Origin of the sequence: Sphingomonas sp. (assembly GCF_050725575.1) — a bacterium.
Taxonomy (GTDB): Bacteria; Pseudomonadota; Alphaproteobacteria; order Sphingomonadales; family Sphingomonadaceae; genus Sphingomonas.
The window spans coordinates 135,738-152,622 of sequence record NZ_JBOHHW010000005.1 but is presented as its reverse complement, the minus strand read 5'-3'; the positions used below and the strand labels follow the sequence as shown (position 1 = coordinate 152,622).

Here is a 16,885-nt window from a genome sequence, read left to right as displayed (position 1 = left end):
TTGCCGGATCGGCACGCGCCGCACAATTGCGCGGCGTCGGAATCCTTACCCGCTGACCGGACCCGCTCCGCCCTTGCGCCATTTGGTCCATAAATGCCGCGCCAGCATCGCCGGCGGCATGCGCAGCCAATGCGAGCGGATATAGAAGGCAAGTCGGGTTACGGGCCGTGTCGGCCAGCCCCAGCCATCGCGCGCGGTAAGACGGCGCAAATACAGGCGATCGGCGGGATTGAGCCTTGCCCCCGCGCCGTACAGCGCGGTCGCGAGGCGCAGCGCGCGCGCGGTTTCCTTGGCCAGCCCATGATACGCTGCGCGCTCCGCCAGGCCGCCGGTGCCGAATTGCCCGACCAGGCAATGCACGTCCCACAAATTGCGTATCCCCCCGGCGAGATCGCCATCGGCGAACAGATGCGCAGCAGCATGGACCAGCATGTCGTTGGGCGAGAGGATACGCACCTCACCAATCCCGTTCGCTTCGGGCCCTTCGACTGCCTGCCAAGGCAGGCGCTCAGGATGAACTTCTACCCCGCCGGCCGAAGTCGAGAAGCCGGTATCGTCGCTCTCGGAACCGGTTTCTCGACTTCGCTCGAAACGAACGGAGGGAGGAAGTGCCAGGCTGTGCTCAAGCAGCGCGCCCGCATCAGGCGTGATCCGCGCGGTCAGTGGCAGGATCGTATGGTGCACATCGATCATCCGGTCGCGCTCGCGGTGGATCAGCGGCGGCAGTTCGTGCATCCAGCGACGGTAATACTCATCGTCATAGGGATCGGGCTTGACCCATTCCCATCCCGCTGCGAGCAGCGCCGTCTCGACCGCATCGATGCGATCCCTGGGCACCAATATGTCGAGATCACCGATCGAGCGCCCCCGCCCTGCCTCCAGCCCGGCCGCGACGAACGCCGTGCCTTTCAGGAGCACCAGCGGCACGCCGATCGCGGCCAGCACGCGGCGCGCCATCTCGGCTTCCCACAAAGCGACGATGCGCCCCTGTTCCGCCGAGGCGCGGGCATCGTCGAGGATGCGCGCAACTGCATTCGGTACCGGCAGGCCGGCGAGCCGATGCGCCAGCGTGCCGATCATCTGCTCCGCGCGCGCGATCGCGAGCAAATCGGTCCAGCCCGCCGCGTCGAGTGCGAGCATATTACCGGGCGTGCGCAGAGCGCGGGCGAGCAGCCAGCCGTCATTCACGGCGTTGCCCCCAGATCTGGCCCAAGATCTGACCCAAGATCTGACCATGCCGCCTCGACTTGCGCCAGCGCGCTCTCGGTGTCGGGATAGTCAATCGCGCATGCGGGGATCGACTTCACCAAGCGAGTCAGCGCCGTGAAGCCGCGTTCGCCCATCGCGACATAATTGGTCGACGCCTGGGTCAGCCGCACGAACACTTCGCTCAACGCCACATCGCGTGTCGCCGCGTCGAAGCCGAAGCTCGGAAAGAGCAGCAACGCCGGTATCGCGGGCGTTTCCATCGCCGCGATCGCGTCCGCGCCGGGCACGAGATGGCGGATGCTGCCCTTGGGCGTTCCGTCCATCAGCGGGCCGAAACGCCCCTGCGGCACGGCCTGTTCGGTGACCGCAATCGCCTGGTTCTTCAGGCTGACCAGCCGGGGAAAGGGATGCACCAGCCGGGTCGCCGGATCGAGCAGGGCGAACTCATCACCCATCAGCCGCCAGCCCCGCGCGCCGAGCAACGCTGCGAGCGTCGATTTGCCCGAGCCCGACACGCCGGTCATCAACAGCGCGCGGCCGCCGCGCTCGACCACCGAGGCGTGGAGCAGCAGATAGCGCCGCTGCCCGAGCGCCATTTGCAGGTTCATGCCCATTTCCGCCGCGAGCAGGCCCTGCGCGAGCGGCAGCGGCGCCGCTTCGGGCAGCACAAAATCGCCGCCGATCATCACTGACGGCCGCACGAAACGCCGCCACGGCCGCGCCGCGAACAGACGCACGGTATAGTCCGGCACGCCGTCCTGCGGCGCGGGGTAATCGCGATACAGTTCCGCGAGCTGATCGACCGGCGCGCGCCAGTCGGAACCGATGCGAAAGCCGATCGGCCCGATACGCACGGAAAAGACGTGCCTCATGCCGGGCTTGCCTCGACCAGGCCGGCCGCAACCAGTTCATCAAGCCGCGCCGCCAGTGCTGACGCATCACCGTCGAGCATGTCGAAATCGGCCGCAAGCCGCTCGGCCAGGGCGGGCAGCGTCATGCCGGCCTCCCCCAGTGCCGCGAGAATCTCAGGCGCGGGCGAGGTCAGCAAATGCGTGATGCCCGAAACGCGATGGTAGAAAAGCGTGAAATCGTCGAGCCAGTCGATGCACAGCGTCTCGACGCGCGCCGCGCGAAACAGCCTGTCCAACGTCAGCCGCGCGGCATCTGCAACGATGCGAAGCAGGTGAAGCCGCTGGTGCCCGACTGCAGACGGCGGATGTAATTGGTGTAGGCGCGGTTGCGCTCATAATCGACGCCGGGAAGCTGCCCGCCCGACAGCGCGCGCTTGACGTCCTGGCCCTTGAACGGCCGGCCGGCCGGCGCGAACGCGCCCGGCGTGCCCGCCGGCACCAATTTACCGTCCGGGGCGATATAGCTGCCACGACGGGCCGGGTCGGGCACCGGAATCTCACAGGTCAGGATCGACGCCTGGGTCTGTGCCAATGCAGGACGGATCGAAATGATCGCCGAGGCACCGACCGCACCAAGCAGCAGCGCGCGGCGGCGGGTCGTTCCCTCCGTTGGCAACTCGGTTTCAGGAATGTCGTCGCTCATTGTCCGCCCCTTATGCGGCCTCAGCCCTTTCATATTCATGAAACACTGGCAAGCGGGCCTATCGGGGTTAAGCACGATTGCGCTACAGGCAGTGTAATGTTCACTGGTTTTGGTCCCCGCACGGTCACCGCGATCGGCATCGTCCTGCTCGCCGCCGCCGCCGTCTATCTGCTCGGGCATGATGCGCAGACCACGTTGGTCACGCTGGTCAGCGGCGTGGCCGCAGTGCTGGCTGCCGCCGGCACCGGCGACAGTTCGGCGGATCCACCGCTTCCGGCCCCGGTACCCTCCGGCCCCACCGCGCCTGACCTGAGCGAAGTGATGGAAGCGATCATCGAACCGGTGCTGATCGTCGCCGACGGCCGGGTCAGCCACGCCAACGCCGCGGCGCGCGCGCTGCTTGGCGGCCATATCGTCGGTGAGGATATCCGGCTTGCCATCCGCCACCCCGCGGCAGCGGAGCGGCTGGCCAATCCGCTCGCCGGCCATTCGTCGCGGCCGATCGACCTGGTTGGCCTGGGCACGCTCGACCAGCGCTGGGAAATGCGCATCGGTCGCGCCTCCAGCGGGCAACGCATCGTCCATCTGATCGACCAGACCGGCAATTATGCCGCGGAGCGCATGCGGGTCGATTTCGTCGCCAATGCCAGCCATGAGCTACGCACCCCGCTCGCCTCGATCCTCGGCTATATCGAAACGCTGGCCGAAGAGAAGGCGGGCGAAGACTCCGCGGTGCGCAATCGTTTCCTGCAGATCATGTTCGACGAAGCGCGGCGGATGCAGCGGCTGGTCGAGGACCTCATCTCTCTGAGCCGGATCGAGGCAGAGAAATACCGCCTACCCGACATTGCGGTCGATCTCGGCGCGCTGATCGGCGAAGTCCGCACCGAAATGGAGCGCGCGCGGGACAAATCCGCCGGCGAGATCGTCGTCGACATTGAACCGGAGGTGCCGCCGATCGCGGGCGACCAGGCACAACTGAGCCAGGTGCTGCACAACCTGATCGGCAATGCGACGAAATATGGCCGCGCCGGTGCACCGGTTTCGGTCCGGCTGTGGCGCGACCAGACCAATATGGTGCGGATCAGCGTGACGGATCAGGGTGAGGGCATTGCTCCCGAACATATTCCGCGGTTGACCGAACGCTTCTATCGCGTCGATCCCGGCCGCAGCCGTGCGGCCGGCGGCACGGGTCTGGGCCTGGCGATCGTCAAGCATATCGTCGAGCGGCACCGCGGCCGGCTCGACATCGCCAGCACGGTCGGCAAGGGCACCACGGTGACCATCCTGCTGCCCGCTCATGCGGACGCTGTCATCAAACGGTAACGCAAGTGTCACACAGCGGCGATCATCGCAGTGCTAGGCGCAAATGCGGCGAGTCGAACCGGCTTCGCCCGACATCGTCACCAGAGGGGTCCCATGCTGAAGAACATCGCGCTTATCGCCGTCTCCGCGCTCGCGCTTGCGGCGTGCCAGGATCAGGCCAATGGCGGCGGCGCAGGCTCGCGCGACCAGATCAAGGCGGTCGGATCCTCAACCGTTTATCCGTTCACGACGATCGTCGCCGAACAGTTCGTCAACAAGAACCCGGGCATGAAGGCGCCGGTGATCGAATCGACCGGCACGGGCGCCGGCATGAAACTCTTCTGCGCCGGCATCGGCGCGGCGCATCCCGATATCGAAGCCGCATCGCGCCGCATGAAGGCGTCTGAATATGCCGGCTGCAAGACCAATGGCGTGGCCGACATCATCGAAATCCAGGTCGGCCTCGACGGGATCGCCTTTGCCGAGGGCAAGAACGGGCCGAAGCTGCAGCTGACGCCAGCGGACCTTTACAAGGCACTCGCCGCCAATCCGGGCGGCAAGCCCAACGCCTACAAGACCTGGAAGGACGTCAATCCGACGCTGCCCGCGATCCCGATCCAGGTGTACGGCCCGCCCTCGACCAGTGGCACGCGCGATGCGCTGACCGAGCTGATCCTCGACAAGGGCTGTGCCGAGGTGACGCCGAGCGTCAAGGCGCTGAAGGACAGCGACAAGGATGCCTATGCCGCCGCGTGCAACCGCATCCGCGAGGACGGCGCCTATATCGACGCCGGCGAAAACGACAATCTGATCGTCCAGAAGCTGCAGTCGAACCCCAATGCGATCGGCATTTTCGGCTATTCCTATCTTGAGGAAAATATCGATCACCTCAACGGCGTGCCACTGAACGGTATCGAGCCGACCTATGAGACGATCGCGCAGAACAAATATCCCGGGTCGCGCCCCTTGTTCATCTACGTCAAGAAAGCGCATCTCGCCGCCATTCCGGGCCTGCAGAAATTCCTCGACGAATATGTCGCGGCATGGAATCCGGGCGGCCCGTTGACCGCCAAGGGCCTGATCGCCTCGCCGGAAAATGTACGGACCAGCTCGGCCGCCATCGTCAAGGCGTCGACTCTGCTCGACCCGAGCCAGTTGAAATAATGTTACCGGCGCGCCGGTCGTGACCGGCACGCCTCTTTAATTACGAGCCGCTCCTTACGAGCCCCTCCTGTTCGAGAACGCCGCGTTGTCCACGCTCGCCCTTTTATTCCTGATTGCCGGACTTGGCCTGATCGGCTGGCTGACCGCGCGCGTTCGCGCGGTCAGTTTCCGCCGCGACAGCAGTGCGCGGTTCAGTTCACTGCCGACGCATCACGGCACCTATGTGGCGCTGTGGACGCTGTTGCCGGCGGCGCTGTTCGTGGCCGTGTGGTCGTCAGTGTCGCCGGCCTTGGTCACCGACACAGTGCTCACCTCGCCCGCTGCAACACAGCTGCCCTCACCGGGCTTCGAGCGCGCGGCGGTGCTGTCGGAGGCGCGTAACATCGCCAATGGCCGCACCTTCGGATCGTTCAACCCGATCGCGCAGCAGCTCGCGCCGGCCTATGCCGCCGCGCAGTCGCGCTATGACTGGATCGGTACGGCCGCCGCGCTGCTCCTCGCCTTTGCCGCCGGCGCCTGGGCCTATCTGCGGATCAAACCCGATTTCCGGGCGCGCACGCGGGTCGAGCGGGTCGTCATGGTCGTGCTGCTCGCCGCCTCGCTGATTGCCATCCTGACGACGGTCGGCATCGTCGCCTCGCTGCTGTTCGAATCCTGGCGCTTCTTCCAGATCGTGCCGATCGGCGATTTCCTGTTCGGCACGCATTGGAGCCCGCAGGTCATTCCGGCCAATGACCCGGGCAGCGCGTTGGGCGCGGTGCCTTTGTTCTGGGGCACTTTCTTCATCGGCGCGGTGATCGCGATGGTCGTCGCGATCCCGTTCGGGCTGATGAGCGCGATCTATCTGACGCAATATGCCGCGCCGCGCGTGCGTCGCTGGATGAAGCCGATCCTGGAGATCCTCGCCGGCGTGCCGACCGTCGTCTATGGCTATTTCGCCGCGCTGACGGTTGCCCCGGCGGTGCGCGACCTGGCCGTGTCGCTCGGCGTGACCTGGGCCAGTTCGGAAAGCGCGCTCGCCGCCGGGCTGGTGATGGGCGTGATGATCATCCCGTTCGTGTCATCAATGGCCGACGATTCGATCGCCGCCGTCCCCTCATCGATGCGCGACGGCAGCCTGGCGATGGGCGCAACGCCGTCAGAAACGATCCGCAGGGTGATGCTGCCCGCGGCTCTCCCCGGCGTGGTGGGCGGTGTGCTGCTCGCGATCTCCCGCGCGATCGGCGAGACGATGATCGTGGTGATGGCCGCATCGGGCGTCGCCACCCTGTCGCTCAATCCGTTCGGCAGCGCGACCACCGTGACCAAGCAGATCGTCGATCTGCTGACCGGTGAGGCCGAATTCGACAGCCCGAAGACGCTCGCCGCCTTTGCACTTGGCCTGACCCTGTTCATCGTCACTCTGCTGCTCAACATCATCGCACTGACCGTCGTGAAACGGTATCGAGAAGCTTATGAATAACGTCGCTGCATCTCCCTCCGGAGTGGTGCCGGATCGCGCCCCGACCGACTGGCGGACCGACGCGATGCAGCGCCGTATCCGCCGCCGCTATGCCGCCGAGCGCCGCTTCCGCTTTATCGGGCTGAGCGCGGTAGTCATCTCGGCCGGGTTCCTCGCCTTTCTGCTCGTGACGATGTTTCTCAACGGCGCGAGCGGCTTCACTCAGACCGAGCTCAAGCTGCCGGTCGATTTCCCGCGCGCCGAGCTGACGATCGATCCGGCGCAGCTGCACAATAAGGGTGCCGATATGGCGCTGGCCGCTGCCGGGCTGGAGCGGGCGACCGATGCCGCCGCGATTGCCGCGTTCGGACCGAAGGGCGATACTTTGCTATCCGATGGTGCCGGGCTGCGCGTGCGCGATGCGCTGAAGGCCGACCCGGCACTGCTTAAGGCGCGCAACATCATCTCGGTCCCCGCCTCGGCCGCGATCGACATCGCCGCCAAGGGCGTGGGATCAGCCGATGCCGAGCGGCAGGTCGCCGAACTGGGCCGGCGCGGCGTCATCACCACCGGCTTCAACCCATGGTTTCTGACCAATTCGGATTCGACCGACCCCACCATGGTCGGCATCTGGGGGGCGCTGAAGGGCTCGCTATTCACGATGATCGTGACCCTGCTGCTCGCCTTCCCGATCGGCGTGCTGTCGGCACTGTATCTCGAGGAATATGCACCGCGCAATCGCTGGACCGACCTGATCGAGGTGTCGATCAACAACCTTGCCGCGGTGCCGTCGATCATCTTCGGCCTGCTTGGCCTCGCCGTGTTCCTCGGCACTTTCAACCTGCCGCGCTCGGCGGCTTTGGTCGGCGGGCTGACGCTCGCACTGATGACCATGCCGGTGATCGTCATCGCCGGCCGCAACGCGATCAAGTCGGTGCCGCCATCGATCCGCGATGCGGCACTCGCGGTCGGGGCGAGCCCGATCCAGGTCGTGTTCCATCATGTCCTGCCGCTCGCCTTGCCCGGCATCTTGACCGGCACGATCATCGGCATGGCGCGTGCGCTGGGTGAGACCGCGCCGCTGCTGATGATCGGCATGCGCGCCTTCATGGTGTCGCCGCCCGAGCGGCTGACCGATCCGGCAACGGTGCTGCCGGTGCAGATCTTCCTGTGGTCCGATCAGGTCAATCGCGGCTTTATCGAAAAGACCAGCGCGGCGATCATCGTGCTGCTCGTCTTCCTGCTCGCGATGAACGGGCTGGCCATTTATCTTCGCAACAAATTCGAGACCCGCTGGTGATGACCGAACAACATCTGAAAATCACCGCTCGCAATGTGAACGTCTTTTACGGCGCGAAACAGGCGATCAACGACGTGTCGATCGATGTCGACCAGGACAATGTCACGGCGTTCATCGGCCCGTCGGGCTGCGGTAAATCGACTTTCCTGCGCACGCTCAACCGGATGAATGACACCGTCGCCAGCGCACGGGTCGAGGGCGATATCCGGCTGGACGGCGAGGATATCTATGCCTCGTCAATGGACGTGGTACAGCTCCGCGCGCGGGTCGGCATGGTGTTCCAGAAGCCCAACCCGTTTCCCAAGTCGATCTATGAGAATGTCGCTTATGGCCCGCGCATCCACGGCCTTGCCGGCAGCAAGACCAATCTCGATGGGATCGTCGAGCAATCGCTGCGCCGCGCCGGCCTGTGGGACGAGGTCAAGGACCGGTTGAGCGAAAGCGGCACCGCGCTCTCGGGCGGTCAGCAGCAGCGGCTGTGCATCGCCCGCGCGATCGCGGTCGACCCCGAGGTAATCCTGATGGACGAGCCGTGCTCGGCGCTCGACCCGATCGCCACCGCCAAGATCGAGGAGCTGATCCACGAACTGCGCGGCCGCTATGCGATCGTGATCGTCACGCACAATATGCAGCAGGCTGCGCGCGTTTCGCAAAAGACCGCCTTCTTCCATCTCGGCACCCTGGTGGAATATGGTGCAACCTCCGACATCTTCACCAACCCGCGGCAAGAGCGGACCAAGGACTATATCACCGGCCGTTATGGCTGAACATTGGGATCCCCCCTGTTAGGATTTAGGTTGTGAGTGACCATACGGTAAAGGCTTTCGACGAGGATATCGGCGAACTGCGCGGCCTGATCGCGCAGATGGGCGGATTGGCCGAACAGGCGATCGGCGCGGCGATGGATGCGCTGCACCGCCATGATCTCGTCGCCGCTGCCAAGGTGGTCGCGGGCGACAAGAAGATCGATGCGCTCGAGATGGACGTGGAGCAGCTCGCGGTGCGGATCATCGCACTGCGCGCGCCGATGGCCGACGATTTGCGCGAGGTGGTTGCCGCACTGAAGATTGCCGGCGTGATCGAACGCATCGGCGATTACGCCAAGAACATCGCCAAGCGCGTTCCCGATATCGACGCGCATAGCGAGATCGAACCATTGTCGGTCATGCCCGCTATGGCCAATCTCGCCAAGGCGATGGTCCATGACGTGCTGGACGCCTTTGCCGCGCGCGATGCGCAGGCGGCGGTCGAAGTGTGCGATCGCGACCGTGCGGTCGATGATTTCTACAACAGCCTGTTCCGGGTGTTCGTCACGCACATGATGGAAAACCCCAAGACGATCAGTCAGGTCGCACAACTCTTGTTCATTGCCAAGAATCTGGAACGTGTCGGCGACCATGCGACCAATGTCGCGGAGATGGTTTATTATGCCGCGACCGGCGAACATATGGCCGAGCGCGACCGTGGTTCGCCGACCGCCAGCGAAGGAGTTTGATTATGGCGCGCGCCCGTATGCTGCTGGTCGAGGACGATGCCGCCCTCGCCGAATTGCTCGTCTGGCATTTCAAGCGTGAGGATTTCGAAATCACGCACACGCCCGATGGCGAGGAAGCCTTGCTACTCGCCAAGGAGGCGACGCCGGATATCGTGCTGCTCGACTGGATGGTCGAGGGGCTGTCCGGGATCGAAGTGTGCCGACGCCTGCGCCGCATGCCGGAAACCGCCAATGTACCGATCATCATGCTCACTGCACGCGGTGAAGAGGAAGATCGCGTGCGCGGGCTGGAAACCGGCGCGGACGACTATGTCACCAAGCCCTTTTCCCCACGCGAACTCGTCGCACGCGTCGGCGCGGTGCTGCGCCGGGTACGCCCGGCGCTGGCCGGCGAGCAACTGACCTATGCCGATATCGAAATGGACACGGTCGGGCACAAGGTGCGCCGGTCGGGCGACGTGATCCCGCTCGGGCCGACCGAGTTCCGCCTGCTTAAGCATTTCCTCGAGCATCCCGGCTGGGTCTTCTCACGCGAGCGCCTGCTCGATGCAGTGTGGGGGCATGACTCCGACATCGAATCGCGCACCGTCGACGTACATATCCGTCGGCTGCGCAAGGCGATCAACGATGGCGGCCGCGCCGATATCATCCGCACCGTGCGGTCGGCCGGATACGCGCTCGATTCGGGCGCCTAAGGGCTTTTTGAAATTCGCTCTTCTGCGAATTTCAAAAGTCTTTCCTACGTGTTTATTTCCGTCGTGCCCCGGCTGATCCAGCTGGGGCTCCGGCGGGATCCGCATCCGGCTCCGCGGATGCCTTAAGATCGAGCCAGTCGGTCGGTGGCAAGCCGTACAGCATATCGAAGAATTCGAGCTGCAGGCGCGCGGCTATGCCCCGGTTGTTGTTCCACAGCATCACGATGCCGCTCCTGTCCGCGGGATCGAACAGAATGAGCGAGCCATAACCGTCCACCGATCCGCGGTGACCGACCAGGCTATGGCCGGCATAGGTGAAGCTGCGCCACGCCAGGCCGTAGGACGCGTTGGCCAGCGCGCGATCCATCGGCCCGCGCGGACCGTGCGGCGGCGTCGGCACCCTGGGGCGATGCATGGTGCCCAGCATTGCCGGCGACAATATGTTCGGCGCGTCGCCCATCTGCGCGCGCATCCAGCGCGTGAGGTCGTTGATCGACGAATTGACGCCGCCTGCCGCGGGCACGCGATAATAGATGTCAGTCACCGTCGCGGGCGTCCGGGCCAGATGGTGCGGCCGCGCCCAGCTCGCGGCGCTTTCCAGCCCGGCACGGCCCACGCTTGCATTGGTCATGCCGAGCGGCACGAACAGCTGCGCGCGGGCGACCGATCCATAATTCTGCCGCGTGACTCGCTCGACGATCTCGGACGCCGCGTCGAAGGCGATATTCTGATAGGTGTAACAGGTACCCGGCGGGCAATAAGGCGGGAGTGTGCCGAGCTGACTACGAATCAGCTTCGGGTCTTCACCCGCTTCCAGCCGGTCGTCCCAGGCGTTGCGGACGAGGCCGAGGCGGTGCGAGAGCAGGTCGGCTACGGTGACCCGGCTGGTATCGCCGGGCAGCGTGAGAGTCGTGCCCATGGTCGCCAGCGGCGCGTCGAGCGAGAGCCGGCCCTCCGCGGCGAGTTTGGTAACCAGTGCAGAGGCCACGCCCTTGGAAAGCGACGCCCAGCGGAACACGGTATCGGGCGTGACTCGATCGCCCGTACCCGCGAGCGTCTCGCCATAACCCCGAACAAACCGGACCTCCCCGCGCTCGACCGTACCGACCGCCAGGCCGACCATGTCGGGCTGCTGCATGAGGGTGAGGATCCGCTCATTCAGTCGTCGATAATCGACCCGGGATGGCTCGCCGACAGGAGCCAGGTCGATCGACAAGGCGCTCGCAGCGTTCGCCGCCTGTTTCTCAGTGGTACCCGGCCATACGCGGTTCAAGGCGAGCATCACGACGATGCCCGCGAGCAGGACAAGTCCCAGAACCATGTAGCGCTTGCCTACTCGCCGCTGCGTACTCCTCACTTCATGCATTCGTGCTTCGACTTCCCATGTCATGGCTCCAACGATCGATCATGGAACCGCGGCTCTGTGTGCCAATCTCAGCGAATGCACCAGAGAGGCGCGGGCTTTTTCGACCAAACCGAGCTGTCCGGGCCGAATGTCCGGGTGGATCGCCGGGATCCAACCGATCCAATGTTCCAGCCATCATCATTTGCACCGCGGGATCGGCCGGACAGGTGCTCGATTCGCGAGCGTGATGATTTTTTGGAGCCATTAAGGACAATGCGCGTTGGGGGTGGCGCGCCGGTCTTCGGCGCAATGCTATCAGGAGACCCTTGATGAAGCTGATCCTATTGGCCGCCGCCGCGTTTATCGCAGCTCCCGCGGTGGCGCAGGACGCCCCGGCACAGCCGGCCACAGCAGTCGACCCGACCCCGGCCGGCACCACTGGCGGGTACGGCCCGACCGGCCCCGCGCTGAGCGGCCCGGTACAGCCCGGCGCAACCGTCGTGTTCCGCCAGGCGCCGACGCCGGACCAGGCCTATCCGGCCCCGCCACCGCTGGCCAAATATCCGCTGTGCAAGCGCGGCCAGACCGATAATTGTATCCAGCGCGGCGGTCGCTGAACGCATTGCGGGCGTGCGTCATAAACGTGCGCCCGCACGGCTTTCCCTAAACGGAAACTTGTCCTAGGAAGCGCTCGAACGTTTCCAGGAGCCCTTTTTCATGACCATTCGCTTCGATAATCGCGTCGCCATCGTCACCGGCGCAGGCGGCGGCCTTGGCCGCACTTATGCCCTTGAGCTCGCACGTCGCGGCGCGAAGGTAGTGGTCAATGATCTCGGCGGATCGCGCGACGGCACCGGCCATTCCGACGCTGCGCTGAAGGTCGTCGAAGAGATCAAGGCGGCCGGCGGGGAAGCGATGTCGGACGGCGGCAGCGTCACCGAATATGAGCATATGGTCGAGCTTGTCGCCAAGACGAAGGAAAAATGGGGCGGCGTCCATGTCCTGATCAACAATGCCGGCGTGCTGCGCGACAAGAGCTTCGCCAAGATGGAGCCGGCCGATTTCAAGTTCGTCGTCGATGTGCATCTCAACGGCTCGGCAATGTGCACCAAGGCAGTGTGGGAAACGATGCGCGAGCAGAATTACGGCCGCATCCTGATGACTGCATCATCGACCGGCCTGTACGGCAATTTCGGCCAGGCGAATTACGGCGCGGCCAAGCTCGGCCTGGCCGGCCTGACCAAGACGCTCGCGATCGAGGGCGCCAAGAACAACATCAAGGTCAACACGATCGCCCCGACCGCCGGCACGCGCATGACCGAGGACCTGTTTCCGGCCGAGGCGTTCGCCGCATTCGCGCCGGAAAAGGTCGCGCCGGCCGCAATCTATCTCGTGTCGGAAGACGCGCCGACCAACATGATTATCGGCGCGGGCGCAGGCGTATTCCAGGCTGCCTATGTAACGCTGACCCAAGGCAAGCTGCTGACCGGCGACGAATTGTCGGCCGAGGGGATCGCCGCGCATTGGGCGGAAATCACTGACCGTACCGGCGAACTGACCCCACAATCGGGCGCCGAACAGTCGCTGTCGATCATGCGCAAGCTGCAGGGCGGCTGACGCTCACGATTGCGCCAAGCGCATGACCACCCCACGCAGCCACACCGATGCAGGATCGGTTTCGAGCCGCGCGGGGTAGAGCAACCATTGCTGATCGGCCGACTGGCCGATCGGCAACGGCGTCTCGACCAGCCCAAAGGGCCAGGCGACCGTGGTCGCGAACCGCGCCGGAACGATCGCAACCAGATCGCTGCGCGACACGAGGTGCGCCGCCTGGAGATAGGTCGGCACCGTTACCGCGATGCGCCGGCTCAGCCCCTGGCTGCGCAGCCAGGGTTCGACCGGATCCTCCGTCAGCGCCGCCGGGATCACCGCAACATGCCGCAGGCTGAGCATCGTCGCCATGTCGCCCACAGCATCGTTGCCCAACCGTCCCACGCAATGGATCAGCAGGTCGCGGTCCTGATATAGGCTGCGCATACGAAAGCCGTGATAGACCTGTGGCTCGGTCGAAATGGCGAAGTCGGTCTCGCCCCCGCGTGCCGGCGCAAGGCCCGGCCAGCCGATGATCTCCAGCCGGCAGCGCGGCGCTTCGGTTGCAAGGATTTCGATCAGCGGCGGCAACAGGGTCGTCGCCACCACATCAGGCATGGCGGCACGAAACACGCGTTCGGCCTCTCCGGGGATAAAGGCTTCCGGCCGATACAGCGCGGCGGCACGATCAAGAAACGCCTCGATCGTATCACGCAATGCGTCACCCCGCGGTGTCCGGCGCATCGCGGCCCCCGACCGGATCAGCAGCGGATCACCGAAATCGAGGCGCAACCGGGCGAGGGCACGGCTCATGCCTGGTTGCGAGAGCCCCACTATTGCGCCGGCTTGTGTCACATTGGCGGTCTCGAGCAACGCGCGGAGCACGACTAGCTGATTAAGATCATAACGCCGTAAATCCGTTTTTGGCATGATAGATATAATCCATATGCATTTTTGTTATTTACTGATCTGATCCACAGATGGCGCCGACGCAATAAGGAGCATTTCCATGAGCACCCACGCCAACAAGGCCATCGTCAAGCGCATCTTCGACGCCATGGCTGAGGGCGATCGCAGCGCGTTCGGCGACGCGCTGCATCCCGATTTCACCTGGCAGGCGACCGGCTCGTCGAGCTGGTCGCGGCGCTGGGAAGGCCTCGACACGGTGCGCCGCGACCTGTTCCGGCCGCTGTTCGCGCAATTCGACGGCCAGTATCGCAGCCACGCGACCCGCATGATCGCTGAGGGCGATCTGGTCATGGTAGAGGTTCAGGGCGACGTGCGCACCCGGCGCGGCGGCCGCTATAATAATCAATATTGCTATATCTGCCGCTTTACCCAGGGCAAGATAATCGAGCTGATCGAGTATATGGATACGGCGCTGATCGACCGCGAACTCGGCACCTATGAGCAGGCGCTGGAGGCTGCCAAAGCCTGACCGCTCTGGTGTATTGCATTACCAATACACCAATGCTATCCTTCCGGCCGGAACAGGGAGGATTGTCATGTACAGCGAAAGCGACATCGACGGCGCCGTGGCGGCCGGGGTCATCACCCCCGATGCCGCCAGTGCGCTACGCAACCACATTGCCGCCAATCGTGCCGCGCCGGCGGTCGACGAGGAGTCGTTCCGGCTCCTGACCGGCTTCAACGATATTTTCGTGTCGATCGCGATCGCCTTGCTGCTCGTCGCGATCGCGCAGATCGGCGAGGCGATCGCCAAGCCGCTGGCCGGCGCCGGCATTGCGACGGCGTCATGGCTGCTCGCCGAATATTTCACGCGCAAGCGCCGCATGGCGCTGCCCAGCATCCTGTTGCTGCTGGCATTTGTCGGCGGCGTTGCCGCGGCTCTGGTCGGCGCGATGATCCAGATCGACCCCAACCTGCCGGAGCAGACCAATGCCGCGATTGGCGCGGGGATCGCACTGATCGCGGCCGGCGCCGCTTGGCTGCACTGGCGCCGCTTCATGGTGCCGATCACCATTGCGGCCGGCGCCGCAGCCTTGGTCGCGACCGCCACGGGCCTGGTCATCGCCGCCGTGCCGGTGGCCGAGAATGCGGTCTATGTGATCGTCCTGGTCGGCGGGCTAGCGGTGTTCGCGCTGGCAATGTGGTGGGACATGTCGGATACCCAGCGTCGCACGCGCAGAGCCGATGTCGCGTTCTGGTTGCATCTCGCTGCCGCGCCGATGATCGCGCACCCGGTGTTTCAGATGCTCGGAATCTTCGGCGACGATGTCGGCATGGGCACCGCGGTGATTGTGCTCACCCTCTATCTCATCTTCTCGTTCGTCGCACTGGCGATCGATCGCCGCGCCCTGCTCGTGTCCAGCCTCGTCTATGTCCTCTATGCGATGTACGCGATCATCAACAGCGCGGGCGCAGTCGAACTCAGCGCCGCGATCGCCGCGCTGGTGATCGGCTCCGCCCTGCTGATGCTCTCGGCCTTCTGGCACACGATGCGCCGGACGGTGGTCGGCACGCTCGGCGGTCTTGGCGGTCGCCTGCCGCCGGTCGCGACGCTGGTGCCGGCCTGACCATAGCAAGCCATCCGTTCGAACGCCCCCCTGCCCCGGCACCGCAAGGCTGCCGGGGTTTTCTTTTGCCTAATCCGCCACCAGCTTCATCAAGCGACGTTCGACCGGCGCCAGCACCGCGGGCAATTCATGCCCGCGCTTCAGCACCACTCCAACCTCGTTGATCAGCGCCCACATGCCTTGGCGGTTGCGCAGCGCCGGGCGTTTCTCGATGCGGAATTCGGGCCGTTCAGCGGCGCGGCGGAATGCGGCGAAGACGGCGGCATCGCGGCCCAGGTCCATGGCATAATCGCGCCAGTGCCCGGCCGAGACCATGCGGCCATAAAGATCGAGAATGCGGGTCAGTTCGGCGCGTTCGAATCCCACTTGCGTGGCGGGACGCTGCGGCGCGGGAAAGGGTGTGACGCTTCCCATCAAGCCTCCGGCACGGAATTGTCAGGCACGATCGCGCGCTCTCTCCACGCTCTCATGTTCGGCAAGCAGCGCATCGAGCCGCTTGCGCATCGTCTCCAGCTCGCAGCGCAGCAGTTCGACCTTCTGCGTCGCCGGATCGAACATGTCGCTGCACGGCGTACCATAGGCAAGGAAGCCGCTTTGCTTCTGCCCGCCCTCGACTATCGTCGCGCGCGCCGGGATGCCGACCATCACCGCGCCTTCCGGCACTTCGCGCGTGACCACCGCATTGGCACCGATCCTGGCGCCCTTGCCGACGATGATCGGCCCAAGCACTTGCGCGCCCGATCCGACGATCACGCCGTCCGACAGGGTCGGATGCCTTTTGCCCTGAATGCCATTGTCAGGGCTGGTCCCGCCCAGCGTGACGCATTGATAGATTGTGACATTGTCGCCGATCTCCGCGGTCTCGCCGATCACCACGAAACCATGATCGATGAAAAAATTGCGCCCGATCGTCGCACCGGGATGAATGTCGATTGCCGTCAGGAAGCGCGAGAAATGATTGACCACGCGCGCCAGGAAATAGAGCCGCGCCTTGAACAAGCGGTGCGCGATGCGGTGGTACCCGAGCGCCCAGACGCCGGGATAGGTCATGATCTCAAGCCGCGACCGCGGCGCGGGGTCGCGCGCCTTGATCGAATCGAGATAGGCGATCAGACTTCCCATCATTGCGTCCCCTTAGTCGCGGGGCCATATCTAGTCGTTCAATCCGGCGAATTAAAGGACCGGACCATCGTAACTTTCTGCCAACAAACCCTATCTTGCTTGTAGGATTTCCAGCGGTGCGCGATCTC

Annotated in this window: 19 protein-coding genes; 11 read left to right on the top strand and 8 right to left on the bottom strand. The window is 64.7% G+C overall.

Features of this window, described 5'->3' with window-relative positions:
* Nucleotides 1-45 precede the first annotated feature (45 nt).
* The 4 genes from ACRECS_RS05680 to ACRECS_RS05665 are packed head-to-tail and all read right to left on the bottom strand — an operon-like array spanning nucleotide 46 to nucleotide 2,763.
* Nucleotides 46-1,140 carry a nucleotidyltransferase domain-containing protein gene (locus tag ACRECS_RS05680; protein ID WP_431582037.1) on the bottom strand — a complete coding sequence of 365 codons (1,095 nt, stop codon included), beginning with the start codon at nucleotides 1,138-1,140 and terminating at the stop codon, nucleotides 46-48.
* 44 nt (nucleotides 1,141-1,184) lie between these two features.
* Nucleotides 1,185-2,081 carry an HprK-related kinase A gene (locus tag ACRECS_RS05675; RefSeq protein WP_431581981.1) on the bottom strand — a complete coding sequence of 299 codons (897 nt, stop codon included), beginning with the start codon at nucleotides 2,079-2,081 and terminating at the stop codon, nucleotides 1,185-1,187.
* On the bottom strand, nucleotides 2,078-2,356 hold the full coding sequence (locus ACRECS_RS05670; RefSeq protein WP_431581980.1) for an HPr-rel-A system PqqD family peptide chaperone: 279 nt from the start codon (nucleotides 2,354-2,356) through the stop codon (nucleotides 2,078-2,080). Before ACRECS_RS05670 ends, ACRECS_RS05675 begins: the two co-directional genes overlap by 4 nt.
* A gap of 2 nt (nucleotides 2,357-2,358) precedes the next feature.
* On the bottom strand, nucleotides 2,359-2,763 hold the full coding sequence (locus ACRECS_RS05665) for a hypothetical protein (protein ID WP_431581979.1): 405 nt from the start codon (nucleotides 2,761-2,763) through the stop codon (nucleotides 2,359-2,361).
* A gap of 96 nt (nucleotides 2,764-2,859) precedes the next feature.
* Here ACRECS_RS05665 and ACRECS_RS05660 point away from each other — a divergent pair, with 96 nt between their 5' ends.
* From ACRECS_RS05660 to phoB, 7 genes are all read left to right on the top strand, one after another.
* A complete protein-coding gene (locus ACRECS_RS05660) occupies nucleotides 2,860-4,089 on the top strand; it encodes an ATP-binding protein (RefSeq protein WP_431581978.1) in 1,230 nt (409 codons plus the stop codon).
* 93 nt (nucleotides 4,090-4,182) lie between these two features.
* Nucleotides 4,183-5,232, top strand: a complete 1,050-nt coding sequence (locus ACRECS_RS05655) for a substrate-binding domain-containing protein (RefSeq protein WP_431581977.1) — start codon at nucleotides 4,183-4,185, stop codon at nucleotides 5,230-5,232.
* A gap of 85 nt (nucleotides 5,233-5,317) precedes the next feature.
* Nucleotides 5,318-6,694 carry a phosphate ABC transporter permease subunit PstC gene (gene pstC / locus ACRECS_RS05650; RefSeq protein ID WP_431581976.1) on the top strand — a complete coding sequence of 459 codons (1,377 nt, stop codon included), beginning with the start codon at nucleotides 5,318-5,320 and terminating at the stop codon, nucleotides 6,692-6,694.
* Nucleotides 6,687-7,973 carry a phosphate ABC transporter permease PstA gene (gene pstA / locus ACRECS_RS05645; RefSeq protein WP_431581975.1) on the top strand — a complete coding sequence of 429 codons (1,287 nt, stop codon included), beginning with the start codon at nucleotides 6,687-6,689 and terminating at the stop codon, nucleotides 7,971-7,973. Before pstC ends, pstA begins: the two co-directional genes overlap by 8 nt.
* Nucleotides 7,973-8,740, top strand: coding sequence for a phosphate ABC transporter ATP-binding protein PstB (gene pstB / locus ACRECS_RS05640; RefSeq protein ID WP_431581974.1), 768 nt, complete (start codon nucleotides 7,973-7,975; stop codon nucleotides 8,738-8,740). Before pstA ends, pstB begins: the two co-directional genes overlap by 1 nt.
* Before the next feature lie 32 nt (nucleotides 8,741-8,772).
* On the top strand, nucleotides 8,773-9,468 hold the full coding sequence (gene phoU, locus ACRECS_RS05635; RefSeq protein WP_431581973.1) for a phosphate signaling complex protein PhoU: 696 nt from the start codon (nucleotides 8,773-8,775) through the stop codon (nucleotides 9,466-9,468).
* 2 nt (nucleotides 9,469-9,470) lie between these two features.
* Entirely contained in the window at nucleotides 9,471-10,163 is a 693-nt protein-coding gene (phoB, locus tag ACRECS_RS05630; RefSeq protein ID WP_034158672.1) for a phosphate regulon transcriptional regulator PhoB, read from the top strand.
* Between the two features lie 52 nt (nucleotides 10,164-10,215).
* Here the strand turns inward: phoB and ACRECS_RS05625 are convergent, their stop codons facing one another.
* Nucleotides 10,216-11,484 (bottom strand): serine hydrolase domain-containing protein, encoded by a 1,269-nt coding sequence (locus tag ACRECS_RS05625; RefSeq protein ID WP_431581972.1) that lies wholly within the window; start codon nucleotides 11,482-11,484, stop codon nucleotides 10,216-10,218.
* Between the two features lie 353 nt (nucleotides 11,485-11,837).
* Between ACRECS_RS05625 and ACRECS_RS05620 the strand changes: the two genes are divergently transcribed.
* Together ACRECS_RS05620 and ACRECS_RS05615 are read left to right on the top strand one after the other, a co-directional pair.
* Nucleotides 11,838-12,125, top strand: coding sequence for a hypothetical protein (locus ACRECS_RS05620; RefSeq protein WP_431581971.1), 288 nt, complete (start codon nucleotides 11,838-11,840; stop codon nucleotides 12,123-12,125).
* Between the two features lie 100 nt (nucleotides 12,126-12,225).
* A complete protein-coding gene (locus tag ACRECS_RS05615) occupies nucleotides 12,226-13,125 on the top strand; it encodes an SDR family NAD(P)-dependent oxidoreductase (protein WP_431581970.1) in 900 nt (299 codons plus the stop codon).
* A gap of 3 nt (nucleotides 13,126-13,128) precedes the next feature.
* Here ACRECS_RS05615 and ACRECS_RS05610 read toward each other — a convergent pair whose 3' ends face one another.
* Nucleotides 13,129-14,028 (bottom strand): LysR family transcriptional regulator, encoded by a 900-nt coding sequence (locus ACRECS_RS05610; protein ID WP_431581969.1) that lies wholly within the window; start codon nucleotides 14,026-14,028, stop codon nucleotides 13,129-13,131.
* A 79-nt stretch (nucleotides 14,029-14,107) separates the two neighbouring features.
* Between ACRECS_RS05610 and ACRECS_RS05605 the strand changes: the two genes are divergently transcribed.
* Both ACRECS_RS05605 and ACRECS_RS05600 read left to right on the top strand, forming a co-directional pair.
* Nucleotides 14,108-14,536 carry a nuclear transport factor 2 family protein gene (locus tag ACRECS_RS05605; RefSeq protein ID WP_431581968.1) on the top strand — a complete coding sequence of 143 codons (429 nt, stop codon included), beginning with the start codon at nucleotides 14,108-14,110 and terminating at the stop codon, nucleotides 14,534-14,536.
* 67 nt (nucleotides 14,537-14,603) lie between these two features.
* Entirely contained in the window at nucleotides 14,604-15,635 is a 1,032-nt protein-coding gene (locus tag ACRECS_RS05600; protein ID WP_431581967.1) for a hypothetical protein, read from the top strand.
* Between the two features lie 69 nt (nucleotides 15,636-15,704).
* On the opposite strand, the gene ACRECS_RS05595 is transcribed toward ACRECS_RS05600, so the two are convergent.
* Both ACRECS_RS05595 and epsC read right to left on the bottom strand, forming a co-directional pair.
* Entirely contained in the window at nucleotides 15,705-16,049 is a 345-nt protein-coding gene (locus ACRECS_RS05595; RefSeq protein ID WP_431581966.1) for a DUF2794 domain-containing protein, read from the bottom strand.
* Nucleotides 16,050-16,070: 21 nt separating this feature from the next.
* Nucleotides 16,071-16,760, bottom strand: coding sequence for a serine O-acetyltransferase EpsC (gene epsC, locus ACRECS_RS05590; RefSeq protein WP_431581965.1), 690 nt, complete (start codon nucleotides 16,758-16,760; stop codon nucleotides 16,071-16,073).
* Between the last annotated feature and the right edge of the window lie 125 nt (nucleotides 16,761-16,885).